Annotated in this window: 22 protein-coding genes; 16 read left to right on the forward strand and 6 right to left on the reverse strand. The window is 64.6% G+C overall.

Annotated features, from left to right (window positions below; all coding sequences use genetic code 11):
• The first annotated feature begins 92 nt into the window (after positions 1–92).
• The 13 genes from ACE103_RS17850 to ACE103_RS17910 all read left to right on the forward strand — a co-directional run bounded on the left by ACE103_RS17850 (position 93) and on the right by ACE103_RS17910 (position 12,954).
• Entirely contained in the window at positions 93–1,052 is a 960-nt protein-coding gene (locus ACE103_RS17850) for a carbohydrate ABC transporter permease (RefSeq protein ID WP_223973080.1), read from the forward strand.
• Positions 1,045–1,944 carry a carbohydrate ABC transporter permease gene (locus tag ACE103_RS17855; protein ID WP_375780501.1) on the forward strand — a complete coding sequence of 300 codons (900 nt, stop codon included), beginning with the start codon at positions 1,045–1,047 and terminating at the stop codon, positions 1,942–1,944. Before ACE103_RS17850 ends, ACE103_RS17855 begins: the two co-directional genes overlap by 8 nt.
• Before the next feature lie 49 nt (positions 1,945–1,993).
• Complete coding sequence (gene denD, locus ACE103_RS17860) at positions 1,994–2,980, forward strand: D-erythronate dehydrogenase (RefSeq protein WP_375780502.1); 987 nt, start codon at positions 1,994–1,996, stop codon at positions 2,978–2,980.
• Between the two features lie 26 nt (positions 2,981–3,006).
• Positions 3,007–3,963: a sugar kinase gene (locus ACE103_RS17865; RefSeq protein ID WP_375780503.1), complete on the forward strand. Its 957-nt coding sequence runs from the start codon at positions 3,007–3,009 to the stop codon at positions 3,961–3,963.
• A complete protein-coding gene (gene eda, locus ACE103_RS17870) occupies positions 3,960–4,610 on the forward strand; it encodes a bifunctional 4-hydroxy-2-oxoglutarate aldolase/2-dehydro-3-deoxy-phosphogluconate aldolase (protein WP_375780504.1) in 651 nt (216 codons plus the stop codon). Before ACE103_RS17865 ends, eda begins: the two co-directional genes overlap by 4 nt.
• Positions 4,611–4,655: 45 nt before the next feature.
• A complete protein-coding gene (locus ACE103_RS17875; protein WP_375780505.1) occupies positions 4,656–5,825 on the forward strand; it encodes an acetyl-CoA acetyltransferase in 1,170 nt (389 codons plus the stop codon).
• Positions 5,826–5,953: 128 nt separating this feature from the next.
• Positions 5,954–7,486 (forward strand): class I adenylate-forming enzyme family protein, encoded by a 1,533-nt coding sequence (locus ACE103_RS17880; RefSeq protein ID WP_375780506.1) that lies wholly within the window; start codon positions 5,954–5,956, stop codon positions 7,484–7,486.
• 92 nt (positions 7,487–7,578) lie between these two features.
• Positions 7,579–7,779, forward strand: coding sequence for a hypothetical protein (locus ACE103_RS17885; protein WP_050404710.1), 201 nt, complete (start codon positions 7,579–7,581; stop codon positions 7,777–7,779).
• A 168-nt stretch (positions 7,780–7,947) separates the two neighbouring features.
• The gene (locus tag ACE103_RS17890; protein WP_375780507.1) at positions 7,948–9,147 is read left to right on the forward strand and encodes a CaiB/BaiF CoA transferase family protein; all 1,200 of its coding nucleotides are present in this window, start codon (positions 7,948–7,950) and stop codon (positions 9,145–9,147) included.
• Between the two features lie 11 nt (positions 9,148–9,158).
• Positions 9,159–10,325 (forward strand): acyl-CoA dehydrogenase family protein, encoded by a 1,167-nt coding sequence (locus tag ACE103_RS17895; protein ID WP_375780508.1) that lies wholly within the window; start codon positions 9,159–9,161, stop codon positions 10,323–10,325.
• A gap of 108 nt (positions 10,326–10,433) precedes the next feature.
• The gene (locus tag ACE103_RS17900) at positions 10,434–11,570 is read left to right on the forward strand and encodes a thiolase family protein (protein WP_375781135.1); all 1,137 of its coding nucleotides are present in this window, start codon (positions 10,434–10,436) and stop codon (positions 11,568–11,570) included.
• Positions 11,567–11,926 carry a Zn-ribbon domain-containing OB-fold protein gene (locus ACE103_RS17905; RefSeq protein WP_375780509.1) on the forward strand — a complete coding sequence of 120 codons (360 nt, stop codon included), beginning with the start codon at positions 11,567–11,569 and terminating at the stop codon, positions 11,924–11,926. Before ACE103_RS17900 ends, ACE103_RS17905 begins: the two co-directional genes overlap by 4 nt.
• 500 nt (positions 11,927–12,426) lie before the next feature.
• Positions 12,427–12,954 carry a carboxymuconolactone decarboxylase family protein gene (locus tag ACE103_RS17910; RefSeq protein WP_375780510.1) on the forward strand — a complete coding sequence of 176 codons (528 nt, stop codon included), beginning with the start codon at positions 12,427–12,429 and terminating at the stop codon, positions 12,952–12,954.
• 297 nt (positions 12,955–13,251) lie between these two features.
• Here ACE103_RS17910 and glsA read toward each other — a convergent pair whose 3' ends face one another.
• Both glsA and ACE103_RS17920 read right to left on the reverse strand, forming a co-directional pair.
• Positions 13,252–15,111 (reverse strand): glutaminase A, encoded by a 1,860-nt coding sequence (gene glsA, locus ACE103_RS17915; protein WP_375780511.1) that lies wholly within the window; start codon positions 15,109–15,111, stop codon positions 13,252–13,254.
• 281 nt (positions 15,112–15,392) lie between these two features.
• A complete protein-coding gene (locus ACE103_RS17920; protein ID WP_223973016.1) occupies positions 15,393–15,614 on the reverse strand; it encodes an acetyl-CoA carboxylase biotin carboxyl carrier protein subunit in 222 nt (73 codons plus the stop codon).
• Between the two features lie 130 nt (positions 15,615–15,744).
• Between ACE103_RS17920 and ACE103_RS17925 the strand changes: the two genes are divergently transcribed.
• Positions 15,745–16,719 carry an IclR family transcriptional regulator gene (locus tag ACE103_RS17925; protein WP_375780512.1) on the forward strand — a complete coding sequence of 325 codons (975 nt, stop codon included), beginning with the start codon at positions 15,745–15,747 and terminating at the stop codon, positions 16,717–16,719.
• Entirely contained in the window at positions 16,649–18,208 is a 1,560-nt protein-coding gene (locus ACE103_RS17930) for an acyl-CoA carboxylase subunit beta (protein ID WP_375780513.1), read from the forward strand. The genes ACE103_RS17925 and ACE103_RS17930 overlap by 71 nt, the downstream gene beginning before the upstream one ends.
• A gap of 127 nt (positions 18,209–18,335) precedes the next feature.
• On the opposite strand, the gene ACE103_RS17935 is transcribed toward ACE103_RS17930, so the two are convergent.
• Positions 18,336–19,499: a patatin-like phospholipase family protein gene (locus ACE103_RS17935; RefSeq protein WP_375780514.1), complete on the reverse strand. Its 1,164-nt coding sequence runs from the start codon at positions 19,497–19,499 to the stop codon at positions 18,336–18,338.
• A gap of 221 nt (positions 19,500–19,720) precedes the next feature.
• Here ACE103_RS17935 and ACE103_RS17940 point away from each other — a divergent pair, with 221 nt between their 5' ends.
• The gene (locus tag ACE103_RS17940; protein ID WP_375780515.1) at positions 19,721–20,506 is read left to right on the forward strand and encodes an acetoacetate decarboxylase; all 786 of its coding nucleotides are present in this window, start codon (positions 19,721–19,723) and stop codon (positions 20,504–20,506) included.
• Positions 20,507–20,523: 17 nt separating this feature from the next.
• On the opposite strand, the gene ACE103_RS17945 is transcribed toward ACE103_RS17940, so the two are convergent.
• The 3 genes from ACE103_RS17945 to ACE103_RS17955 all read right to left on the reverse strand — a co-directional run bounded on the left by ACE103_RS17945 (position 20,524) and on the right by ACE103_RS17955 (position 23,863).
• The gene (locus ACE103_RS17945; RefSeq protein ID WP_375780516.1) at positions 20,524–21,828 is read right to left on the reverse strand and encodes an MFS transporter; all 1,305 of its coding nucleotides are present in this window, start codon (positions 21,826–21,828) and stop codon (positions 20,524–20,526) included.
• 120 nt (positions 21,829–21,948) lie between these two features.
• The gene (locus ACE103_RS17950; protein WP_375780517.1) at positions 21,949–23,145 is read right to left on the reverse strand and encodes an acetyl-CoA C-acyltransferase; all 1,197 of its coding nucleotides are present in this window, start codon (positions 23,143–23,145) and stop codon (positions 21,949–21,951) included.
• Between the two features lie 550 nt (positions 23,146–23,695).
• Positions 23,696–23,863 (reverse strand): hypothetical protein, encoded by a 168-nt coding sequence (locus ACE103_RS17955; protein WP_298364293.1) that lies wholly within the window; start codon positions 23,861–23,863, stop codon positions 23,696–23,698.
• Between the last annotated feature and the right edge of the window lie 126 nt (positions 23,864–23,989).

Genomic DNA, 23,989 nt, shown 5'->3' on the forward strand with positions numbered 1-23,989 from the left:
AAGCCGCGCCGGCTCCAGTTCATGAGCGATCTGAGGTGGCGCACGATCCAAAATCGGTCGCGCGTCACCGTCTGATTCGGAGTTGAGAGCGAATGAGCACTGTCCAGACATCGATGCCGGCGCAAGCCGCCGCGGCAGGCGAGCCGTCGCTTTGGTCGCGGCTCAGCGGAAACCGCAATTGGGCCGCGTTCTGGTTCATGCTGCCGACGGCGGCGTTCCTGATCCTGTTCCTGGCCTATCCGCTCGGCCTCGGCGTCTGGATGAGCTTCACCGACGAGCGCATCGGTCGCGCCGGAGCCTTTGTCGGTGTCGAGAATTACCAGTGGCTGTGGGACGATTCGATCTTCTGGCTGTCGGTGTTCAACACCTTGCTCTACACGCTGATCGCAAGCGCCATCAAATTCGCGATCGGGCTCTATCTCGCGCTGCTGTTGAACAGGCACATGCCGTTCAAGGCCGTGATCCGGTCGATCGTGCTGATCCCGTTCATCGTGCCGACCGTGCTGTCGGCCATCGCGTTCTGGTGGATCTACGATTCGCAGTTCTCGATCATCTCGTGGTCGCTGATCAAACTCGGTTTGATCCACAGCAACATCAACTTCCTCGGCGACACGGATTGGGCACGGGCGAGCGTGATCTTCGCCAATGTCTGGCGCGGCGTTCCCTTCGTCGCGATCACCCTGTTGGCCGGCCTGCAGACGGTCTCGCCATCGCTCTATGAAGCCGCAACGCTCGACGGTGCCACCAACTGGCAGCGCTTTCGCTTCATCACCTATCCGTTGCTGACCCCGATCATCGCCGTGGTCATGACGTTCTCGGTGCTGTTCACCTTTACCGACTTCCAGTTGATCTGGGCGCTGACCCGCGGCGGCCCGGTCAACGCCACCCACCTGATGGCGACGCTGAGCTATCAGCGCGGCATCATCAGCGGTCGGCTGGGCGAGGGCGCCGCGATCGCCACCGCGATGATTCCCTTCCTGGTGGCGGCCATCGCCATCTCCTGGTTCGGAATGCAGCGCCGCAAATGGCAGCAAGGATCGAGCAATGACTGATTCAACCTTGCAATCGAAGACCGCGACCGGCGACGACAGCGAGGGCATGAGCTATCTGGAGTCGCTGCCGCGGCGCCTCGTTACGCTTTATTTGCCGCTGTTCATCATCCTCGTGGTGCTGCTGTTCCCGTTCTATTGGATGGTGCTGACGTCCATCAAGCCGGACGAGCAGCTCATCGACATGGAGAAGTTCAACCCGTTCTGGGTGGTTCATCCGACCTTCAAGCACATCAGCAAGCTGCTGTTCGAGACGCAGTATCCGCGCTGGCTGTGGAACACGATGTATGTCGCTGTCGGCGCCACCTTCCTGTCGATCGTCGCCAGCGTCCTGTCGGCCTATGCGATCACGCGGCTGCGCTTCAAGGGCGCGGAGGCCGTCGGCGTTCTGATCTTCTTCGCCTATCTGGTGCCGCCATCGATCCTGTTCATCCCGCTGGCTTCGGTGATCCAGGCCTATGGGCTGTTCGATTCTCCGCTGTCGCTGATCCTGGTCTATCCGACGCTGCTGATCCCGTTCTCGACCTGGCTTCTGATGGGCTATTTCAAGACCATCCCCTATGAGCTTGAGGAGTGTGCGCTGATCGACGGCGCGTCGCGCTGGCAGATTCTGGTCAAGATCATCGTGCCGCTGGCGATCCCCGGCCTGATCTCCGCCTTTATTTTCTCGTTCACTCTATGCTGGAACGAGTTCATCTATGCGCTGACGTTCCTGCAATCGACCCCGAACAAGACGGTGCCGGTCGCCATCGTCAACGAATTCGTCGACGGCGATATCTACAAATGGGGATCGCTGATGGCGGGAGCGCTGGTCGGCTCATTGCCGCTGGTTATTCTTTACGCCTTCTTCGTTGAGCATTATGTCTCGGCGATGACGGGTGCCGTGAAGGAATAAGCGCGCAGGGCCCGCGGACGAATTCGAACAGAAGAAAAGGAGCAGGGTCGTGCACATTCTGATTCTGGGCGCCGCCGGCATGGTTGGCCGCAAATTGACCGAGCGTCTGTTGCGTGAGGGCCGGCTCGGCAAGCAGGACATCAGCAGGATGACCTTGCAGGACGTGGTCGCACCGGCCAAACCCGTCAACGCATCGATTCCGGTCAATGTCGTCGCATCCGATTTCGCCGACGCCGGTGCCGCGGCGCCCCTGATCGCCGAGCGCCCGGACGTGATCTTCCACCTCGCCGCGATCGTCTCGGGCGAGGCGGAGGCCGAGTTCGACAAGGGCTACCGGATCAATCTCGACGGCACCCGCTACCTGATCGACGCGATCCGCGCCGTCGGCGGCGGCTACAAGCCGCGGCTGGTGTTCACCTCCTCGATCGCGGTGTTCGGCGCGCCGTTCCCCGAGAAGATCGGCGACGAGTTCTTCCATACGCCACTGACCAGCTACGGCACGCAGAAGTCGATCTGCGAGCTCCTGATCAACGATTACACCCGCAAGGGCCTGCTCGACGGGATATCGATCCGCCTGCCGACGATATGCGTGCGTCCGGGCAAGCCGAACAAGGCGGCGTCCGGCTTCTTCTCCAACATCATCCGCGAGCCGCTGGCGGGCGAGGAGGCGGTGCTGCCGGTGTCCGAGGACGTGCGGCACTGGCACGCCTCGCCGAAATCGGCGGTTGGCTTCCTGGTTCACGCCGGTACCATGGATCTCAATGCGATGGGGCCGCGGCGCAATCTCAGCATGCCCGGGATGTGTGTCAGCGTCGGCGAGCAGATCGCCTCGCTGGAGCGCGTTGCCGGCAAGAATGTCACCGCGCGGATCAAGCGGGTGCCCGATCCGACCATCATCAGCATCGTCTCGGGCTGGCCGCGCGATTTCGCCACCGAGCGCGCGCTGAAGCTCGGCTTCACCACGGCGGAGAAGACGTTCGACGACATCATCCGCATCCACATCGAGGACGAACTGGGCGGCAAGTTCGCCGCCTAGCTCCGCTCAGGCACGCGGGTCTTGGCATGACAAGGGTCGCCAGCATCGGCGAATGCATGATCGAGCTGCGCCAGGCTCCGGGCGGCCAGCCCGGAGGTCTGTATTCGCGCGCCTTTGGCGGCGACACGCTCAACACCGCCGTCTATCTGTCCCGGCTCGGCGTCCACATCGATTATATCACTGCGCTCGGCGATGATGTGCTGAGCGATGAGATGATCGCGGGTTGGGCGAGCGAAGGCGTCGGCACCAAGCATGTCGCGCGATTGGCAGGCAAGCTGCCTGGGCTCTATCTGATCCAGACCGACGACAAGGGTGAACGGCGCTTCTTCCACTGGCGCGACAGCGCCGCCGCGCGCGAGCTGATGGACCTGCCCGAGACGGCCGACCTCCTTAACTCGCTCGCGACCTACGACATCGTCTATCTCTCGGCGATCACGCTCTCGATCCTGCGCGAGGACGGACGGGAACGGCTGATGGCGGCGCTGAAGCGCGCGCGGCTGCTGGGCACGCGGTTTGCGTTCGACACCAATTTCCGCGCCCGCGGCTGGCCAGACCTGAATGTCGCGCGAACAGTCTTCAGCAGCGCATTCGAGACCGCCGATATCGTGCTCGCCTCGACCGAGGATCTGGCGCCGCTCTATCCCGGCGAGGGCAACACCGCACTGCTCGCCGGCATCCCGAGCCCCGAGGTCGTGCTGAAGCTGGCCGAACCCGCCTGCATCGTGCGCTCCGCCGGCGGAACGCGCGAGGTGAGAGCGGAGCCGCTGGCCCAGCCGGTGGTCGATACCACGGCGGCCGGCGACAGTTTTGCCGCGGCCTATCTCGCCGCGCGGCTCGGCGGCGCCGAGCCCGAGGAGGCGGCGCGCGCCGGCCATCGTCTGGCCGGCGTCGTGGTCTGCTATCCCGGTGCGATCATTCCCCGCTACGCCATGCCGCCGAAGAAGGCGCCTCGTCCCCCACCATCCCGCAAGGCCTCGCAATGACAACGACATCGAAGCAGGACCGGATCGCCGAGCTGATCCGCCAGGCCACCGTGATCCCGGTGCTGACCATCGAGCGGCTTGCCGATGCGGTACCGCTCGCCAAGGCGCTGGTCGCGGGCGGCGTGCGGACGCTCGAGGTGACGCTGCGGACGGCGGTCGCGGTCGATGCGGCCAAGGCCATCATATCAGAGGTGCCCGACGCGGTGGTCGGGATCGGCACGATCCTCAATGGTGACGATCTGGCGCGCGCCGAGGCGCTCGGCGCCAAATTCGGCATCAGCCCGGGCGCGACGCCCGAGTTGTTGAAAGCGGTCGCTGCCGGCCGGCTGCCTTTCGCGCCGGGGATCGCAACCGCCTCGGAGCTGATGCAGGCACTGGCGCACGGCTTCGACGTCGTCAAATTCTTCCCCGCCGAGCAGGCCGGCGGTATCAAGGCACTGCGCGCCTTGGCCGGTCCATTCCCGAACGTCAGGGTCTGCCCGACCGGAGGCATCGGCGAGGCCAACGCGGCGACCTGGCTTGCCGAGCCCAATGTGCTGGCGGTCGGCGGCTCCTGGCTGTGCCCGGCAGCCGATATCCGCGCCGGCAATTGGGCGGGCATAACCGCCATGTGCGCGAAGGCGATGAAAACGCTGAAAGCGGCCTGAAGATACGCTACATAACTCCCTGAACAGGAACAGGGAGATACGGCCATGACCGCCAGCATTGTGGGTTGGGCGCACACGCCATTCGGAAAGTTCGACGCCGAGACCGTCGAGGGCCTCGTGGTCAAGGTCGCCAACGAAGCGCTCGCCGATGCCGGCATTGCCGCATCCGACGTCGACGAAATCATGCTCGGCCACTTCAACGCCGGCTTCTCGCCGCAGGACTTTACGGCCTCGCTGGTGCTGCAGGCCAATCCGGCGCTGCGCTTCAAGCCGACCACCCGCGTCGAGAACGCCTGCGCCACCGGATCGGCCGCCGTGCATCAGGGCATCCGCGCCATCGAGGCGGGCGCCGCGAAGATCGTGCTGGTCGTTGGCGTCGAGCAGATGACGAAGACGCCGGGTCCGGAGATCGGCAAGAACCTGCTGAAAGCGTCGTACCTGCCTGAGGACGGCGACACGGTCGGCGGCTTTGCCGGCGTGTTTGGCAAAATTGCGCAGGCCTATTTCCAGAAATACGGCGACCAGTCGGATGCGCTGGCGATGATCGCCGCCAAGAACCACAAGAACGGCGTCGCCAATCCTTACGCGCAGATGCGCAAGGATTTCGGCTTCGAGTTCTGCCGCGCCGAGAGCGAGAAGAACCCGTTCGTCGCCGGTCCCTTGAAGCGCACCGATTGCTCGCTGGTGTCGGATGGCGCCGCCGCGCTGGTGCTGACCGATGCCGAGACCGCCAAGACCATGGGCAAGGCCGTGAACATCCGCGCCACCGCCCACGCGCAGGATTTCCTGCCGATGTCGAAGCGCGACATCCTGCAGTTCGAGGGGTGCACCACCGCCTGGCAGCGCGCGCTGCAAAAGGCCGGGCTGCAGCTCTCCGATCTGTCCTTTGTCGAGACCCACGACTGCTTCACGGTTGCCGAACTGATCGAATATGAAGCGATGGGCCTGACGCCGAAGGGCCAGGGCGCCCGCGCGATCATGGAAGGCTGGACCCAGAAGGACGGCAAGCTGCCGGTCAATCCGTCCGGCGGCCTCAAGGCCAAGGGCCATCCGATCGGCGCCACCGGCGTCTCCATGCACGTGATGAGCGCGATGCAGCTCACAGGCCAAGCGCCCGAGGGCATGCAGCTCAAGAACCCGCAGATCGGCGGCATCTTCAACATGGGCGGTGCTGCGGTCGCCAACTACGTCTCGATCCTCGAGCCGCTGAAGTAGGCGACATTCTCTCCATTCGTCATGGCCGGGCTTGACCCGGCCATCCACGTCTTCCTTCATTACGTGGCGCCAAAGACGTGGATGCCCGGGTCAAGCCCGGGCATGACAGCTTGCTTGGGGCTAGTGCGATGAACATTGCCGAATGGCTGGCGGCGACGGCGCGGGCGCGTCCCGATGCGCCGGCGCTGCTGACCGGGTTCGACCTCGACGCTGATTATGCAACCTTTGCCCGCCGCGCCGCCTCGATCGGGGCGGCGCTGGCGCGCGATCACGGCATTGCCGCCGGCGACCGCATCGCTCTGTTTGCATCGAACTGCACGCAATATCTCGAATGCCTCTACGGCATCTGGTGGATCGGCGCCGCCGCGATCCCGATCAACGCCAAGCTGCACGGCCGCGAGGCGGCGTGGATCTGTGGCAATGGCGGCGCCAAACTGGCTTTCGTCTCCGACGACACGATCGGTGCCCTGCTTGAGGCGAAGGACAATTGCCCCGCCGGCATGACCATGCTGTCTGTTGACAGCGACGCTTACAAGGCGATGCGAAGCGGCGAGGGGCCGCCTGCGCCATTGCCGCGCGAGAGCAACGATCTCGCCTGGCTGTTCTATACCTCAGGCACGACAGGTCGTCCCAAGGGCGTGATGCTCAGCCACGGCAATCTGCTCGCGATGTCGCTGTGCTATCTCGCCGATGTCGATCCGGCGACGCCGCACGATGCCTCGCTCTATGCGGCGCCGATCTCGCATGGCGCCGGCCTCTACAATTTCCCGCATGTCCGGATGGGCGGCCGGCACGTCGTTCCCGAGTCCGGCGGCTTCGATCCGGACGAGGTGCTCAACCTCGGCCGCCAGCTCGACAATGTCGTGATGTTCGCAGCGCCCACCATGGTGCGCCGGCTGGTCGACGCCGCCAAGAAGCGCGGCGAGAACGGCGAGGGGCTGCGCACCATCATCTATGGCGGCGGGCCGATGTACACGGCCGACATCACCGACGCGATCGCGACCATGGGCCAGCGCTTTGTGCAGATCTATGGCCAGGGCGAGTCGCCGATGACGATCACGGCGCTGTCGCGCGACTGGCATCGCGCGAGCGATCATCCGCGCTATCTCGAGCGGCTGGCGTCGGTCGGCACCGCCCAGAGCGTCGTCACCGTGCGCATCACCGGCAAGGACGGCAAGCCGCTCGCCGCAGGCGAGACCGGCGAGATTGAGGTCAAGGGCTCAACCGTGATGCTCGGCTACTGGAACAATCCGAAGGCCAACGCCGAGACGCTGAAGGACGGTTGGCTGCGCACCGGCGATGTCGGCCGGCTCGACGCCGACGGCTTCCTGACGCTGTCCGACCGTTCCAAGGATGTGATCATCTCCGGCGGCACCAACATCTATCCGCGCGAGGTCGAGGAAGCGCTGCTGACGCATCCTGATGTCCGAGAGGTCTCGGCGATTGGTGTGCCGGATCCGGAATGGGGCGAGATCGTCGTCGCCTGCGTCGTGCTCGAGGAGGGTGCTGCCGCCGACGACGGCAGGCTCGACGCGCATTGCCTTGCCTCGATCGCCCGCTTCAAGCGGCCGAAGCGCTATGTCTATCTCGATGCCCTGCCGAAGAACAATTATGGCAAGGTGCTGAAGACTGCGCTGCGGGAGATGATGGCCCAAGGATAGGCCAAAGGGATCGGCCAAGGAATCTGCAAAGGGGTAGGCCGCGACCTCCCACCGCGCTAAGCTGCTTGCGCCTGTCACCGGGAGAACGGACCATGGGTATCGAGACGTCCCTGTCGCTGTCGGAAGTGAACGATCGGATCGCAATCCTCCGGGACAATATCAGGCAGCTGATCGAGCAGGCCGCGGGTGCCGCCGGCGCCGAAGTCGAGGAGCGCATCGCCGAACGGCTCGAGCAGCAGAATGCGGAACTGGAGAGGCTCCTGAAGGCGCGGGAGGCGATGACCGGGCAGTAACCGGCGTCGGGCCGGCGGTGGGCTTCATCTTGCCCGCCCTGCGTTCCGCCGCGCGGAAACGATCCGGCCGCCGCCGCGCATACGCCCATACGCCCGGCGCAGCTTGATCTCGGCGAAGCGCTCCCGTTACTAGCTGCGTAACCAGAACATCCGGGAGCGAACAGCAAGATGGGACCACTGCAGGGTATCAAGGTCGTCGATATGACGACCGTGCTGATGGGACCCTATGCCACCCAGATGCTCGGCGACTACGGCGCCGATGTCATCAAGGTGGAATCGCCTGACGGCGACGTGACGCGGCAGATCGGTCCGACACGGCATCCCGGCATGGGGCCGGTGTTCCTCAACACCAACCGCAGCAAGCGTTCGGTCTGCCTCGACCTGAAGAAGCCGGCTGGGCGCGAGACCGTGCTGCGGCTGATCGCTCAGGCCGATGTGCTGGTCTACAATGTGCGCCCGCAGGCGATGGCGCGGCTGCAGCTCGGTTACGACGTCGTCGCCAAGGTCAATCCGCGGCTGATCTATGCCGGCGTGTTCGGCTTCGGCCAGGAGGGACCGTATGCCGCCAAGCCCGCTTATGACGACCTGATCCAGGGCGCCACCGCGCTGCCGGCGCTGATGGCGCAGACCTCGGATGGCGTGCCGCGCTACGTGCCGAATGCGCTGGTCGATCGCATCGTCGGCCTCACCGCGGTCGGCGCGATCTGCGCGAGCCTCGTGCATCGCGACCGGACCGGGCAGGGCCAGCGCGTCGACATTCCGATGTTCGAGACCATGGCCGGCTTCGTCATGGGCGACCATATGGGCGGGCTGACCTACGATCCGCCGCTCGACAAGGGCGGATATGCGCGGCATCTGTCGCCGGACCGGCGGCCCTACAAGACGCTGGACGGCTATATCTGCGTGATCGTCTACAACGACAAGCAGTGGGAGAACTTCTTCAAGGCGACCGGCCGCGACGATCTGCGCAGCGATCCGAAATTCGCGACCTTCGCCGGCCGCGCCACCAACATCGATGTCGTCTACGCCGAACTCGCGCGCATCCTGCTGACCAAGACCACGGCCGAGTGGCACGAGATCCTCGAGAAGGCCGACGTGCCCGTGATGCCGATGCATGATCTCGAGAGCCTGCTCGAGGATCCGCACATGGTCGCGACCGGCGTCTTCCCCGTGATCGACCACCCGACCGAGGGCCGTATCCGCAGCATGACGCCGTCGGCGCGATGGTCGGAGACCAAGGTCGAGCCGAGCCGGCTCGCGCCGCGGCTCGGTGAGCACAGCGCGGAGATTTTGCAAGAGGCAGGTTTCTCGACTGACGAGATCGCGGCGATGGTGCGCGACGGCGCGGCCAAAGTGGTGCAGGCATAGGAGCACGACAGATGGATTTCGCACTCTCCGCCAACCAGGAATCGATCCGCGACGCCGTCGCCAAGATCTGCTCGCGCTTTGACGAGGCCTATTGGCTGAAGAAGGACAAGGAGGGCGGTTATCCGGCCGACTTCCACCGCGCGCTGGCCGATGCCGGCTGGCTCGGCATCTGCATTCCCGAGGAGTATGGCGGCTCCGGCCTCGGCATCACCGATGCCGCGATCATGATGCGCACGATCTCCGAATCCGGCGCCGGCATGTCCGGCGCATCGGCTGTGCACATGAACGTGTTCGGGCTCAATCCGGTTGTCGTGTTCGGCACCAAGGAGCAGTGCCAGCGCATGCTGCCGCCGATCATCGACGGCCGCGACAAGTCCTGCTTCGCGGTGACCGAGCCCAACACCGGCCTCAACACCACCCAGCTCAAGACCCGCGCCGTGCGCCAGGGCGACAAATACATCGTCAACGGCCAGAAGGTGTGGATCTCGACCGCGCAGGTGGCCAACAAGATCCTGCTGCTCGCCCGCACCACGCCGCTCGAGGAGGTACGCAGTGCGACCCACGGCCTCAGCCTGTTCTACACCGACTTCGACCGCAAGCGCGTCACGGTGCACGAGATCGAGAAAATGGGCCGCAAGCCCGTCGACTCCAACGAGCTGTTCTTCGAGAATTTCGAGATCCCGGTCGAGGACCGCATCGGCGAGGAAGGCCGCGGCTTCGAATACATCCTGCACGGCATGAACCCCGAGCGCATCCTGATCGCGGCTGAAGCGGTCGGCCTCGGCCAGATCGCGCTGAAGCGGGCGTCGGAATATGCCAAGGGCCGCATCGTGTTCAATCGCCCGATTGGCATGAACCAGGGGATCCAGCATCCGCTGGCGAAGTGCTGGATGGAGCTCGAGGCTGCCTGGCTGATGGTGCTGCGCGCCGGCTGGCAATACGACCAGAACCTGCCCTGCGGTCCCGCTGCGAACGCGGCAAAATATCTCGCGGCGGAAGCCGGATTCCACGCTTGCGAGCAGGCAGTGATGACCCATGGCGGCTTCGGCTATGCCAAGGAGTACCATGTCGAGCGCTATTTGCGGGAATCGCTGATCCCGCGCATCGCGCCGATCAGTCCGCAGCTTATCCTCAGCTTCATCGGCGAGAAGGTGCTCGGCCTTCCGAAGTCGTATTGATGTTAACCCGTCATTCCGGGGCGATGCGGAGCATCGAACCCGGAATCTCGAGATTCCGGGTCTGGTCCTTCGGACCATCCCGGAATGACAGCGGATCGAGGTGAACAGATGAGCTTCGTCACCGGCGTCGGCCTCACGTCCTACGGCAAGCATGAGGGCCTGTCCTCGCTCGACCTGATGAGCAAGGCGGCCGAGCTTGCGATCTCTGATGCCGGGCTGAAGCGCTCCGACATCGATGGCATCCTCTGCGGCTATTCCACCGTCTCGCCGCACATCATGCTGGCGACGGTTTTCGCCGAGCACTTTGGCATCCGCCCATCCTACGCCCACGCCGTGCAGGTCGGCGGTGCCACCGGTCTCGCGATGACCATGCTGGCGCATCAACTGGTCGACACTGGGGTGGCAAAACACGTGCTGGTGGTCGGTGGTGAGAACCGGCTGACCGGGCAGAGCCGTGACGCTTCGATCCAGGCGCTGGCCCAGGTCGGCCATCCCGACTACGAGGTGACGCTGGGGCCGACCATCCCGGCCTATTACGGCCTGGTCGCGACGCGTTACATGCATGAATACGGGCTCACGCAGGAGGACCTTGCCGAGTTCGCGGTGCTGATGCGCAAGCACGCCCTGACGCATCCCGGCGCGCAATTCCACGAGCCGATCACGGTTGCCGACGTGATGGCCTCGAAGCCGGTGGCGATGCCGCTCAAGCTGCTTGACTGCTGCCCGGTGTCCGACGGCGGCGCGGCCTGCGTGATCAGCCGCGAGGCGACGGGCGAGCGGCGGGTTCGCATCCGTGGCTGCGCCCAGGCGCATACCCATCAGCACATCACGGCCGCGCCCGCGCTGAGTGAGCTGGGCGCGGAGATTTCGGTCGCGAAGGCGAAAGAGGTGTCGGGCATGGCGATATCGGACGTGCGCTACGCCGCGGTCTACGACAGCTTCACGATCACGCTCGCGATGCTGCTGGAGGATCTCGGCCTCGCCAAGCGCGGCGAGGCGGCGGCGCGGGTGCGCGCCGGCTACTTCAATCAGGATGGCGAGATGCCGCTCAACACCCATGGTGGCCTGCTCAGCTACGGCCATTGCGGCGTCGGCGGCGCGATGGCGCATCTGGTCGAAACCCATCTGCAGATGACCGGCCGCGCCGACAATCGCCAGGTGCGCGATGCCTCGGTGGCGCTGCTGCATGGTGATGGCGGCGTGCTGTCCTCCCATGTCAGCATGTTCCTGGAGCGTGTGCGATGAGTGGACCGATCGCCGACTGGACCAAGGGTGCGGAAGCCATCGTCTACCAGACCTGCAACGCCTGCGGCGCGCGGCAATATTTCCGCCGCAGCTTCTGCGCGGCCTGCGGCGCAACTGATCTCGCCGAGCATCGCGCGAGCGGGGCAGGGACGGTGTATGCGACATCACTGGTCTGCCGCGCCGCAACGCCGGAGACCCGGGCGCATGTGCCCTATAACATCCTGCTCGTGGATGCCGACGAAGGCTTTCGCATGATGGCGCATGGCGACAACGATCTCGCCATCGGCGACAAAGTTTTTGCGCGCTTCACGCAATTCGCGGGACGGCTGGTTCCGTATTTCGCAAAGGCAAAATGAGGGGCTGAACGATCCGGTCAGAACGCGAGACCAGGCTGAACTGGTTCGCTCTTGCCCCTCTCAGTTTACGGGTAGCTTGTTTGGGCATGATCTCCGTGCAAGCGCTACGCGTTTGTCGCGAGGAAAACCGCTACACACTTTCCGGATCATGCCTCAGTGCCAATAAAAGACAAAGCTGGCGATGACGAGCATCGCCGTCACCGCCAGCATTTGCGCAAGCGCTTCCGAGGCCGCCCTCTTGGTGGCTTCCTTCATGCGTTTCCCCTAGACTTGGGCGTGGCTCATCGTGGCGCAAATTGCGCGCACGACGGCCATATTTTTTTACTCGGAACACCCCGCGTCGAGCATTCGCTTTTGATGAGTCCCCACTCAGCGAATATCGACTGTGTCAGGGTTGTCTGGGAATGCGGCGGCAATTTGACTCGCGCGTGTTGCTCCTGCGACGGTCGGCGGATACTGTTTCGGAACCAGACAGAAGCGACAGAGATCAAGGTTAGGAAATGGCCCGTATCGACTACTCCGATCCCGCGAAGGCAAGCGCGCGCACCCGCGAGATCCTCGACAAGAACCGCAACGCCAACATCTTCCGTATGATGGCGCATTCGCCTGCTTATTTTGAGCAGTACTGCCGGCTCGGCGGCGCGATCCGTCACAAGGGCGAGCTCGATCCGATCGTGCGCGAACTCGCGATCACGCGCACCGGCATTCTTTGCGAGGCGCCGTACGAGATCGTCGCGCACAAGCGCATCGGCAAGAATGTGGGTGTCACCGACGAGCAGAACGCCGCGCTGGAGAACTGGCAGTCGGCGACCTGCTTCAACGAGGTACAACGCGCGGCGCTGACCTTCACCGACGAGGTCGTCAAGCTTAAGAAGCCGACGGACGCGACCTTCAAGGCGATCGCGGCACTGTTGACGCCGGCCGCGCTGATCGAGCTGCAGCTCTCGGTCGGCTTCTACATCATGACGTCGAAATTTCTCGAGACATTCGAGATCGACATGCAGCCGGTGACGGAAGTGGTGAGCTAGAGCGTTTTCGAGCGAAGTGGACACCGGTTCACGTGAAGAATGCGCGTCAAAACGAGAATCTAGAGCTTCGGTTCTGATTCAATCAGAACCGAAGCTCTAGACGTCGAGCCGCGCGGCTCCTTGCCCCACCTCGCGAAGGGTGGGCTGAGGGGGGCTTGCGCGATTTCGGAATAATGGAAAAATATCCCTGATTTGCCCGACGCGTCAAGTGGCCAAGTCGAACGCCGGCAGCCGTCGGTTACTTTGCATGGGGTTGTTTTCGATATTTTGGCCGGGCCCTGCGACGGCAGGCTACAGCTACCCCGACGTCAGCAGATCCACCTTCGCATTCGCCACGATCAGCCGCTCGGCGAGGATCTGCGCGAGGTTGCGCATGATCCGCTCGCCGGCGCGCGGGTGCTGCTCGCGAAAGCGCTCGAAATCCCCAATCGCCACCTCATAGGCCGTCGCCGACATGTCGGCGATCACGTCCGCCGAGCGCTTCGTCTCGAGCAGCGCCATCTCGCCGAACGCCATGCCGGCGGTCAGGGTCGCAAGCCGGATGCCGTCGGGCAGGGTGACATGGACCACGCCGCTGCGCAGGAAGAACAGCGAGGTCGCCTCACGGTCCGCGGCGATGATCTTTTCATTCGGCTGGTAGGTCCTGACCGTGCAGAGCGAGGCGATGTCTGCGATCTCCCGCTCGCTCAATCCGGCGAGCAGTGGCTGCTCGGCAAGCTCCGTGGTCTCGAGGAAGTCGATCGAGCCGCCATAGCGGTAGACGATCTGGTCCTCGGCCCATTCGATCGCGGTGTCGAGCAGATAGAAATCCCTGATATTGCCGAGCCGGTTGGTCCACTCGCTGATCGTGGTCCATTCGCGCGAGGCCCGCTTGATGCCGGACAGGATCACGGTGACGCCGAGCTCGGCCAGTTCCTGGAAGGCCTCCGCCACCAGCCGGGCACCGGCGCGGGTCGTCGCGGTGACACGGCGCAGGTCGAAGATCACGAACTCCGGTCGCGGGCTGCCGGCGAGGCGGCGCGAGACATAGTCGACATTGGAGAGCGACAGCGTGCCGACCAGCTCGATCACCCGGACCTCCTGGAAGTGCTTTGCCAGGATCTCCTGCTCCTGCGGCCGCCGCACCCGGCGTGACGGGTTCTTGCCGATGTTGTAGTCGGCGATGATGCTGTGGCGGGCGTCGTCGCTGCGGTTCAGCATGTGCAGGTCGTAATGCGCCGACAGCGCCTCGCAGACCTTGATGCCGCGCACGCTGTTGCCGTGCTTGTCGAGCTTTGGCGAGTAACTGCCGAGCCCGAGCCGCGCCGGCAGCGCCGCCAAAATGCCGCCGCCGACGCCGCTCTTGGCGGGGATGCCGACGCGGTAGATCCATTCGCCGGCGTAGTCGTACATGCCCGACGAGGTCATCACCGAAAGCGTGCGCGCGATCGCGTAGGGCGTCACCACCTGCTCGCCGGTCACGGGGTTGATGCCGCGGTTGGCGAGCGTTGCCGCCATCACCGCCGTATCGCGCGCGGTGACGAGGATGGCGCATTGCCGGAAATAGACGTCGAGCACCGCAGGCACATTCTCGGTGATCACGCTGTTGGTGCGCAGCAGATAGCCGATCGCCCGGTTGCGGTCGCCGGTGGCGCTCTCGGAGGCATAGACCGCCTCGTCGACGTCGAGCTCGCGGCCGGCGAAGCGGCCGAGCGCCTGGCGGATGTAGTCGAATGCGCCGTCCCCCTTGTCGGCATGGAGCAGGCCGGAGCAGGCGATCGCGCCGGCATTCACCATCGCATTGAACGGGTGGTTATCGGCGTTGAGCCGGATCGAGTTGAAGGGGTCGCCGGACGGTTCGACGCCGATCACGCTTTCCACCCGCTCGGCGCCCAGCGTGTCCAGCGCCAGCGCGAACACGAACGGCTTTGACATCGACTGGATGGTGAAGGGCACCCTGGTATCGCCGACCTCATAGACATGGCCGTCGAGCGTCGCGAGGCTGATGCCAAAATGGGCAGGGTCGGCCTTGCCGAGCTCGGGGATGTAGTCGGCCACCGCGCCGCCGGCCTCCGGCAGGAAGTCTGCATAACAAGTGTGCAGAAACCGCAGCAGCGGCGGCTTCGAGCTGGACCAGGCCGTGGTGGTGGCGGTGACGGGAGGAGGCGATCGTTTCATCGCCTCCTGTTGTGCAACGCAATCAGGGCGCGCGCAACCGAGCGCGCATCGACATAAGCCGGGTGCGGAGGCGAGCAGGCGCCAACTGGTGGCTGTCGGTTTTCGAACAGATGTTCACAAAACGAGCGGTTGCTCGGCGATTGTGTCGCCATACGAAACTTTCGGGTCGAGAATGTTTCGAAAGCGAAACAGCTTGCGACGCCGTGCGACTCCAAAGGAACCACCGCCGATCACATGACATCCGGGAATTTGGTCCGAGCCGAGCGGCTCGACGGCCGCGCTCAGGTCTCGACGATCGCGACGGCCTGGCCTTCGGCGATGACGTCGTCAATCTTCACCAAAATCGACTTGATTTTGCCTGCTGTCGTCGACGTGACCGGGATCTCCATCTTCATCGCTTCGACGAACGCGATCTCGTCGCCGTCGCCGATGCTGCTGCCGGCTTCAACGGGAAGCGCGCAAACGCGCCCGGCAACTTCGGTCACAACCTTGATCTCTGGCATTCCACTCTCCGATACCGTCTTGCGGAAATTTCATCCGGCGAACGGCTTTTTGTTGTGGCGGCAGATTGCCTGAGGTAGCTTCATCTGCAAGTGGAATTTTATTCCGCATGACGGAATGGAGCCAAAACAAATGGGACGGCGCTCGGAACGGCTTAGCCGGCAGGGAATGCTCGCCAGCGAGACTGGCGATGGCGATGTCATCCAGGTGGTGTCGCGCGCGTTTGATGTGTTGCGGTGCTTCGAGGGGCACGAAGCCCGGCTCGGCAATCTCGAAATCTCGAACCGCTGTGGCCTGCCGCGTTCGACGGTGTCGCGCTTGACGCACACGCTGACGCGGATGGGACAGCTGGTCTATCTGCCGCGCGATCAGAAATATCGCATCGGCCCGAGCGCGGTCGCGATGAGCACCTCGATGATGAAAGGCTTGCAGCTGCGCAACCTGATCCGACTGCGGTTGCAGGATGTCGCGGATCAGTTGCCGGGCACCGTGGGCTTCGTGATCCCCGACCGCTTTCAGCTGGTCTATCTGGAGTTCGCCCGTGCGGCGAACGCGCTCGGCCTGCATGAAGCCACAGGCAGCCGCATCTCGATGGCGACCACCGCCGCCGGCCACGCCTATACAGCCGCGCTCGATCCCGCGATCGGTGATGCGCTGATCGCAGAGATGGAAGGCGAGTTGCCGGACAGCGCCAAGATGCTGACGCCGCGCATCGCGGCCAATCGCCGTCATCTGCAGGAGCACGGCTACGTCGTCGCCTGCGGCCTGTGGAGCCCGCACATCAACGGCGTCGCGGTGCCGCTGTGGTCACCACAATACCAGACCTATGTGGTCACCACGATCGGCCTGCTCTCGGCGATGTATGACGAGCAACGGCTGCATCGCGAGGTCGCACCGCTGATGGTCGACCTCGCGGCCGCGGTCGGCAGCCTGCTCGAAGGCGCCGACGGCGACATCTTCAGCAATCGGATCGAACGCAAGTCGCTCCCGGTGGCCACCCATAACAACAACAAAATCATCAAGACGGAGGCAATGAATGAACTGGAAGCCGGAACTCGACGACCTCGCCCGGCGCGAAGCGTTCGCGCGGGAGATGGGAGGCGTTGACAAGGTCAAGCGGCAACGCGACCAGGGCCGGCTCACGGTTCGTGAGCGCATCGACAAGCTCGTCGACCAGAACACCTTCCACGAGGTCGGTGCCATCTCCGGCATCGCCGAATACGACGAGAGCAACGAGCTCAAGCATCTGACGCCGGCGAACTGCGTGTTCGGCCGCGCCAGGGTCGACGGCCGCACCGTGGTCGTGGTCGGCGACGATTTCACCGTGCGCGGCGGCTCGGCGGACGCATCGATTTCCGCCAAGCCGCTGATGGCGGAGGAGATGGCGCACGACTTCCGCCTGCCGATCGTCCGCGTGATCGAAGGCTCCGGCGGCGGCGGGTCGGTGAAGACGATCGAGACGAGGGGCGCGGCCAATCTGCCCGGCGGTGTCGGCGGCACGCGCTGGTATTGGTACACGACCGCCAATCTGGCGCGCGTGCCGGTGGTCGGGCTTGGGCTCGGATCGGTCGCGGGCCTCGGCGCCGCGCGGCTGGCGGCCACGCATTACTCGGTGATGACCAAGAGTTCGGCAATGTTCGTCGCCGGCCCGCCGGTGGTGAAGCGCCTGGGTCAGGACCTGACCAAGCAGGAGCTCGGTGGCGCCGACATCCAAACCCGCGCCGGTGCGATCGACCAGGCGGTCGAGACGGAGGAAGAGGCGTTCGACTACGCGCGGCGCTTCCTGTCCTATCTGCCGGCGTCGGTCTACGATCTGCCGCCGACCATTCCCTGCACCGACGATCCGGAACGTGCCGAGGAGTCGCTGCTGAAGGCCGTGCCGCGCAACCGCAAGCAGGTCTACAAGATGCGGCCGATCATCGATGCGGTGGTCGACAAGGGCTCGTTCTTTGAGGTCGCCGCCAATTTCGGCCGGCCCGTGATCACCGGTCTGGCGCGGATCGAGGGCAGGGCGGTGCTGCTGCTCGCCAGCGATCCCTTCCACTATGGCGGCTCGTGGACGGCGGATGCCTGCGCGAAGGTGGTGCGCTGGGTCGACTTCGCCGAGACCTTCCATCTGCCGGTGGTCTATCTGATGGATTGCCCCGGCTTCATGATCGGGCTCGAGGCGGAGAAGTCGGCGACCATCCGCCACGGCGTGCGCGCGATGGCGGCGGTCAACCAGAGCACGGTGCCCTGGTGCACCATCATCATCCGCAATGCCTTCGGCGTCGCCGGCGTGGTGCATCAGCCGGCCAACCGGTTCTCGATGCGCTACGCCTGGCCGTCGGCCTATTGGGGCTCGCTGCCGCTCGAGGGCGGCATCGAGGCGGCCTATCGCGCCGAGATCGACGCCGCCGCCGATCCCGCCGCCAAGCTGCGCGAGATCGAGGATCGCCTCAACAAGCTGCGCTCGCCGTTCCGCTCGGCCGAGAAGTTCTGGGTCGAGGAGGTGATCGATCCGCGCAAGACGCGCTCGCTGCTTTGCGAGTTCGCGCGTCTGGCCGAGCCGATCCGCAAGGTCGGCCCGCCGAGCAACATGTCGACGCGGCCGTAAGGGCTGTCCGCAAACTCGGTTCGTCATGCGCGGGCTTGACCCGCGCATCCATCGTCCGCAACCGCGGACGAGTGACTCGTTCGAAGCGGATGGATTGCCGGGTCAAGCCCGGCAATGACGACCTTATCTACTCCGCCTCCCGATGCACGTCGTGGATCACGATGCCCATGCCGTTCTCGGGCATCTTGATCCAGTCGCGGCGCTTCAGCGAGCGCTTGGTGTCCTCGTGTCCGCTCGCCCAATGCTCGCGCATCGAGGTGCCGGAGAATTCGTGGTCCTTGGCGTCGCCCTCATAGGCCTTCTGCTGATAGATCAATTGCAGCAGCGTGATCCCGGGCAGCCGGCTGTTCGCCTTCTTGAGCTGGCGCTCCTCGTCCGAGAGCTGGTCGTCGGGGATTTTTTCCAGCGCGTTGTGCAGGGCGGTGCGCAGATTGTAGGTCTTGCGGTAGACGTCGGTGTTGTAGCGGGTGCGCGATGAATACATGATGTCCTTGTGGCGGGCCATCACATCCTGGATGTCGCGCGGCAGCGTGCCGCGTGCCGAGAACAGGTCGACCTGGAACACCAGCGAGTTGGCATTGTCTTCCTGATCAAGCAGATGCTGCAGCGGCGTGTTGGAGACGATGCCGCCGTCCCAGAAGTGGTCGGTGCCGACCTTCACCATCGGCAGCGCCGGCGGCAGTGCGCCGCTCGCCATGATGTGCTCGGGGATGATCTCGTCATGGGCATTGTCGAAATAGATGAAGTTGCCGGAGAGCACGTTCACGGCGCCGACCGCAAAGCGCATCTTCTTGGAATTGATTCGGTCGAAATCGACCAGCTCGAGCAGCGATTCACGCAAGGGCGTGGTGTCGTAATAGCTCGTGGCGGTGCGCGCGCCGGCCGGGCTGAGCCATGGATTGCTCTGATGCGGGGTGAAAAAGCCGGGCTGTCCGAGCGTCGTCGTCAGCCATGAGCTCGTGAAATTGCGCGCCTTGCGGAAGATGTCGCCGTCCGGCGTGTAGTGCCAGATCTTGCGGGAGGTGATGCGATCCCAGAATGTGTGCAACCGCTCCAGCCGCTTCTCGGGCGGATTGCCGGCGATGATCGCGGAGTTGATCGCGCCGATCGAGACGCCGCAGACCCAGTCGGGCTCGATATCGGATTCGTGCAGCGCCTGATAGACGCCGGCCTGATAGGCGCCGAGCGCGCCGCCGCCCTGCAGAACCAGCGCCACGCGGTCGCATCCTTCGGGACGCCAGCCGGGCGTCGCGTGCTCGATATCGTCGACATGAGGGGACCGCGCGTCCATATCAGACACTCCAAAAAATTGCGGCGAGAATTCAGGGTGCCGATGACGCCGTGATGACAAATGCAGCGCCAGCTCACGGCGCGTCCGGCATGGCTGCCTGCATGGTTAGCATTGGCCTCCACCGCAGGAGGCGGGTCATGCCGGTGACGGAAATCCCTCATATCGCTGTCAATCTCGGCCGCTAGCCTCCGCGCAATATTTCCGAACAGGGGGTTATCGCGATGCGCAGGGAAGATCTGCTCAAGCTTCCGTCCATGCCGGCTGCCGGTCCGAGCTATCCCGCCGGACCGTACCGCTTCATCGATCGCGAATTCCTCGTCATTACCTATGAGACCGATCCGGAATTGATCCGCGCCGGCCTGCCTGAGCCGCTGGAGCCGATCGAGCAGGCGATCGTGCATTACGAATGGATCAAGATGCCCGACAGCTCCGGGTTCGGCAGCTATACCGAGTCTGGCCTCGTGATCCCCGCGCGGCTGCATGGCGAGGAAGTCAACTTCGTCTGCCAGATGTATCTCGACGATGATCCGCCGATCGCGGCCGGTCGCGAGATCTGGGGCTTCCCGAAGAAATACGCCCATCCCAAGCTCGAGATCGTCAAGGACACCCTGACTGGCACGCTGGAATATGCCGGCCAGCTCGTCGCGATGGGCACGATGGGCTACAAGCACGAGAGCATGGCGGGCAATGGCGAGGTCACCCGCGCAACGCTGTCGAAGACGCAAGTCAATCTGAAGATGATCCCCGGCGTCGACGGTCATCTCGAGATCTGCCAGCTGGTTGCGATCAACCTGACCGACATCGTCGTCAAGGGATCGTGGATCGGGCCGGGCCGGCTGCATCTGGTGCCGCACGTCAACGCACCGGTCGCGGATTTCCCGGTCAAGCGCGTCGTCGGCGCGCATCATTACATCGCCGACCTGACGCTGCCGTTCGGCCGCGTCGTGCACGACTACAACAAGGAAGCCGCGGACGCGGCGGCACCGACCGGTCTCGCCGCGGAGTAGCACGCGGCGAGGTTCGATCAGGCCGCGGCCGGGTTCGCTTCCGGCGCGACCTTGGGCTGCGGCCGCGAGATCGCCAGCACACTCAGCGCGGCGATCACGCAGAGCGCGCCGGCGATGAAGAACGCCGGGAGATAGCTCGCATAGAGCGTGCGCGACAGTCCGGCGCCGAACGCCGCGGCACCGGCGCCGAGCTGGTGGCCGGCGAAGATCCAGCCGAACACCAGATTGGCGCGCTCGGCGCCGAAGCGCTGCGCGGTCAGGCGCACCGTCGGCGGCACGGTTGCGATCCAGTCGAGGCCGTAGAACATCGCAAACAGCGACAGGCCGTAGAAGGTGAAGTCGGAATACGGCAGGTACAGCAGCGACAGGCCGCGCAGGCCGTAATACCAGAACAGCAGCTTGCGATTGTCGAAGCGGTCCGACAGCCAGCCCGAGATGATGGTGCCGAAGAAATCGAAGATGCCCATCGCGGCGAGCAGGCTCGCCGCCTGCACCTGCGGGATGCCGTAGTCGAGGCACATCGGGATCAAATGCACCTGGACGAGGCCGTTGGTCGAGGCGCCGCAAACGAAGAAGGTCGCGAACAGGATCCAGAACACCGACGATTTCGAGGAATCGCGCAGCGTGCCGAGTGCGGCCGCCATGATCGGCGCAGTTGCCAGCGGCGGCACGGGGAGCGGCGCGGTGCCCTCATCGCCGAACGGGCGCAGGCCGACGTCGCTCGGCCGGTCGCGCATCACCATCAGCACGGCAAAGGCCGCGACGCCGAGCATGACGCAGACGAGGCCAAGCGCGACACGCCAGCCGTAACGCTCGGTGATGGTCGCGAGCAGCGGCAGGAAGGCGAGCTGTCCGGTCGCGACGCTCGCAGTGAGCATGCCGATCACCAGGCCGCGTCGCGCAACGAACCAGCGCGTCGCGATGGTCGCGCCGAGCACCAGCGCGGTCATGCCGGTGCCGATCCCGATCACGACGCCCCACAGCAGGACGAGCTGCCAGACCTGCGTCATGGCGAGCGAGGCCAGCAGGCCCGACACCACGATCAATTGCGCCGCCAGCGTCACGTTACGCAGGCCGTAGCGGTTCATCAGCGCGGCAGCGAACGGCGCCATCAGCCCGAACAGGATGAAGCGGATCGACAGCGCCGAGGAGATCTCGGCGGTGGACCAGCCGAATTCCTTCTGCAGCGGCACAATGAAGACGCCGGGGGCGCCGACGGTACCGGCCGAGATCAGCGCAGCCAGGAAGGTCACGGCGACCATCACCCAGCCGTAATGGATGTTGCGGCGGGCGAGGGCGGAAGCAAGCCAGTTCGAGATCATTGGGCCCCGGATGAAATGCGATGAGGGTTCTATTCGTGATGCACAATATGCCACGAGGGAGTTATGGCTAAAATGCCAAAGTTCCCTCGTTTTCGGACTCGGACGTGGGGCCGTTTTAGACTAGTGCGTGACCCGCTCGACGGCGATCGCGGTGGCTTCGCCGCCGCCGATGCACAGGGCCGCGACGCCGCGCTTGAGGTTCTGCGCCTCCAGGGCGTGCAGCAAGGTCACGATCAGCCGCGCGCCGGTGGCGCCGATCGGATGGCCGAGCGCACAGGCGCCGCCGTTGATGTTCAGCCGGTCACGGGGAATGCCGAGATCGCGCTGCGCCGCCATCGCGACCACCGCAAACGCCTCGTTGATCTCGAACAGGTCGACATCGCCGACGCTCCAGCCGACCTTGTCCAGTAGCTTGCGGATCGCCGGGATCGGCGCGGTGGTGAACCATTGCGGCTCCTGGCTGTGGGTGGCGTGGCCCTTGATCTCGGCCAGAACAGGCAGGCCGTCGCGGTCGGCGAGCGAACGTCGCGCCAGGATCAGCGCAGCGGCGCCGTCGGCATTGGCCGAGGAAGCGGCCGGCGTGATGGTGCCGTTGGCACGGAATGCCGGCTTCAGGCCTGGGATTTTTGCCGGATCGACCTTCAGCGGGTGTTCGTCATTGGCGATGATGCGCGGACCTGCCTTCTCGGTGAGCGTGATCGGCGCGATCTCGGCCTTGAAGGCGCCGCCCTCGACCGCCTTGCGGGCGCGGCTCAGCGTCTCCATCGCGAACGCGTCCTGGTCGGCGCGGGTGAACTGATAGGCCTCCGCAGTCGCCTCGCCGAAATCGCCCATCGAGCGGCCGGTCTCATAGGCGTCTTCGAGCCCGTCCATCATCATGTGGTCGATGATGCGGTCGTGGCCGGCGCGGTAGCCACCGCGGGCCTTTTGCAGCAGATATGGCGCGTTGCTCATGCTCTCCATGCCGCCGGACAGCACGATCTCGGCCGAGCCGGCCTTGATGATGTCGTGGGCCAGCATGGTTGCCTTCATGCCGGAGCCGCAGACCTTGTTGACGGTGGTGGCCCCGGTGGCATCCGGCAGTTTGGCGCCGCGCGCGGCCTGGCGGGCGGGGGCCTGGCCCTGGCCAGCGGGCAGCACGTTGCCCATGAAGACCTCGTCGATGCGCTCAGGCGCAAGCTTGGCGCGCTCCAGCGCCGCACCGATCACGTGCGAGCCGAGCTTGTGGGCTGCAAGCGGCGTGAGCTCGCCCATGAAGCGGCCGAGCGGTGTGCGGGCGGCGGAGAGGATGACGACGGGATCGGTGCTGGTTGCCATGGCAGGATTCCCTTCAATGCCGGGGATTTGATTGAATTATTCTCATCATATGATGCGATGCAAAAAATGCAACTCCGCCGATCATGACAAAATGTCGTGTTCGCATGAGTTGGAGGGCGGGATAGTTCCGCAATCACCACCGTCGTCCTAGCTTTCGACGATGAGAATGTTTCTCAGGCGATACGGCGCACCGCCATTGCGTGGCTCGGTGTCATCGCCCGGCTCGACCGGGCGATCCAGTATTCCAGAGATGCTGGTGTTTGAATCGAGAAGCCGCGGCGTACTGGATCGCCCGGTCGAGCCGGGCGATGACAGTTGAAGTCGGGGGCGCAGCTCCGCGTTGTCGCGACAGTCACAACGCTCGGCCCCGACCCACGTTCGTGACGACCGCGACGCGCTCCTCGTCTCGGATGAGACAGGTGAACTATGCACTGCGTTGCATTTCTGATAAAGCGCATTGCCTTGCAGCGAGGCCTTGCGCCGTCGGGCACCTAAGTGATTGAGCATTTCTCCGCGAAGGCGGCGCGTCCGGTATGGTCTGCAACGCGACCTATTCCGACCGCCAGGCCCCAAGCAAGAACCGCCGCTTCGGTGCGGCGCCCGCCTGCTTCTGCACATCGGGCAGATCGACGGCGTAGCGCTTCATCAATAGCTTGATGGCGATCCCGATGATCACAAAGGGCGTCACGTAGATCGCGAAAACTTCGAAGGCTGTCATGGCGTCCTCCGCGGTTTCGGATGAGGCATACTAGCACAATCATCTCGCAGGGCGGAGGGGGCGACCGGCGGTCGCGGGCGCTGGGCAGCGCAGCACGTTGGCGCCGATGCCGTCGCGCATGGCCGC

This window comes from Bradyrhizobium sp. ma5, from assembly GCF_042258955.1.
Taxonomy (GTDB): domain Bacteria; phylum Pseudomonadota; class Alphaproteobacteria; order Rhizobiales; family Xanthobacteraceae; genus Bradyrhizobium.

Excerpts from the sequence above, each read along its gene's own strand:
- ACE103_RS17910 (WP_375780510.1), top strand. The coding sequence starts at position 12,427 with ATGGCCCGTATCGACTACTCCGATCCCGCGAAGGCAAGCGCGCGCACC.
- eda (WP_375780504.1), top strand. The coding sequence starts at position 3,960 with ATGACAACGACATCGAAGCAGGACCGGATCGCCGAGCTGATCCGCCAG.
- ACE103_RS17900 (WP_375781135.1), top strand. The coding sequence starts at position 10,434 with ATGAGCTTCGTCACCGGCGTCGGCCTCACGTCCTACGGCAAGCATGAG.
- ACE103_RS17955 (WP_298364293.1), bottom strand. The coding sequence starts at position 23,863 with ATGACAGCCTTCGAAGTTTTCGCGATCTACGTGACGCCCTTTGTGATC.
- ACE103_RS17855 (WP_375780501.1), top strand. The coding sequence starts at position 1,045 with ATGACTGATTCAACCTTGCAATCGAAGACCGCGACCGGCGACGACAGC.
- ACE103_RS17880 (WP_375780506.1), top strand. The coding sequence starts at position 5,954 with ATGAACATTGCCGAATGGCTGGCGGCGACGGCGCGGGCGCGTCCCGAT.
- ACE103_RS17930 (WP_375780513.1), top strand. The coding sequence starts at position 16,649 with ATGAACTGGAAGCCGGAACTCGACGACCTCGCCCGGCGCGAAGCGTTC.
- ACE103_RS17940 (WP_375780515.1), top strand. The coding sequence starts at position 19,721 with ATGCGCAGGGAAGATCTGCTCAAGCTTCCGTCCATGCCGGCTGCCGGT.
- ACE103_RS17950 (WP_375780517.1), bottom strand. The coding sequence starts at position 23,145 with ATGGCAACCAGCACCGATCCCGTCGTCATCCTCTCCGCCGCCCGCACA.
- ACE103_RS17890 (WP_375780507.1), top strand. The coding sequence starts at position 7,948 with ATGGGACCACTGCAGGGTATCAAGGTCGTCGATATGACGACCGTGCTG.
- ACE103_RS17865 (WP_375780503.1), top strand. The coding sequence starts at position 3,007 with ATGACAAGGGTCGCCAGCATCGGCGAATGCATGATCGAGCTGCGCCAG.
- ACE103_RS17850 (WP_223973080.1), top strand. The coding sequence starts at position 93 with ATGAGCACTGTCCAGACATCGATGCCGGCGCAAGCCGCCGCGGCAGGC.
- ACE103_RS17895 (WP_375780508.1), top strand. The coding sequence starts at position 9,159 with ATGGATTTCGCACTCTCCGCCAACCAGGAATCGATCCGCGACGCCGTC.
- ACE103_RS17905 (WP_375780509.1), top strand. The coding sequence starts at position 11,567 with ATGAGTGGACCGATCGCCGACTGGACCAAGGGTGCGGAAGCCATCGTC.
- ACE103_RS17885 (WP_050404710.1), top strand. The coding sequence starts at position 7,579 with ATGGGTATCGAGACGTCCCTGTCGCTGTCGGAAGTGAACGATCGGATC.
- ACE103_RS17925 (WP_375780512.1), top strand. The coding sequence starts at position 15,745 with ATGGGACGGCGCTCGGAACGGCTTAGCCGGCAGGGAATGCTCGCCAGC.
- ACE103_RS17935 (WP_375780514.1), bottom strand. The coding sequence starts at position 19,499 with ATGGACGCGCGGTCCCCTCATGTCGACGATATCGAGCACGCGACGCCC.
- ACE103_RS17920 (WP_223973016.1), bottom strand. The coding sequence starts at position 15,614 with ATGCCAGAGATCAAGGTTGTGACCGAAGTTGCCGGGCGCGTTTGCGCG.
- glsA (WP_375780511.1), bottom strand. The coding sequence starts at position 15,111 with ATGAAACGATCGCCTCCTCCCGTCACCGCCACCACCACGGCCTGGTCC.
- ACE103_RS17875 (WP_375780505.1), top strand. The coding sequence starts at position 4,656 with ATGACCGCCAGCATTGTGGGTTGGGCGCACACGCCATTCGGAAAGTTC.
- ACE103_RS17945 (WP_375780516.1), bottom strand. The coding sequence starts at position 21,828 with ATGATCTCGAACTGGCTTGCTTCCGCCCTCGCCCGCCGCAACATCCAT.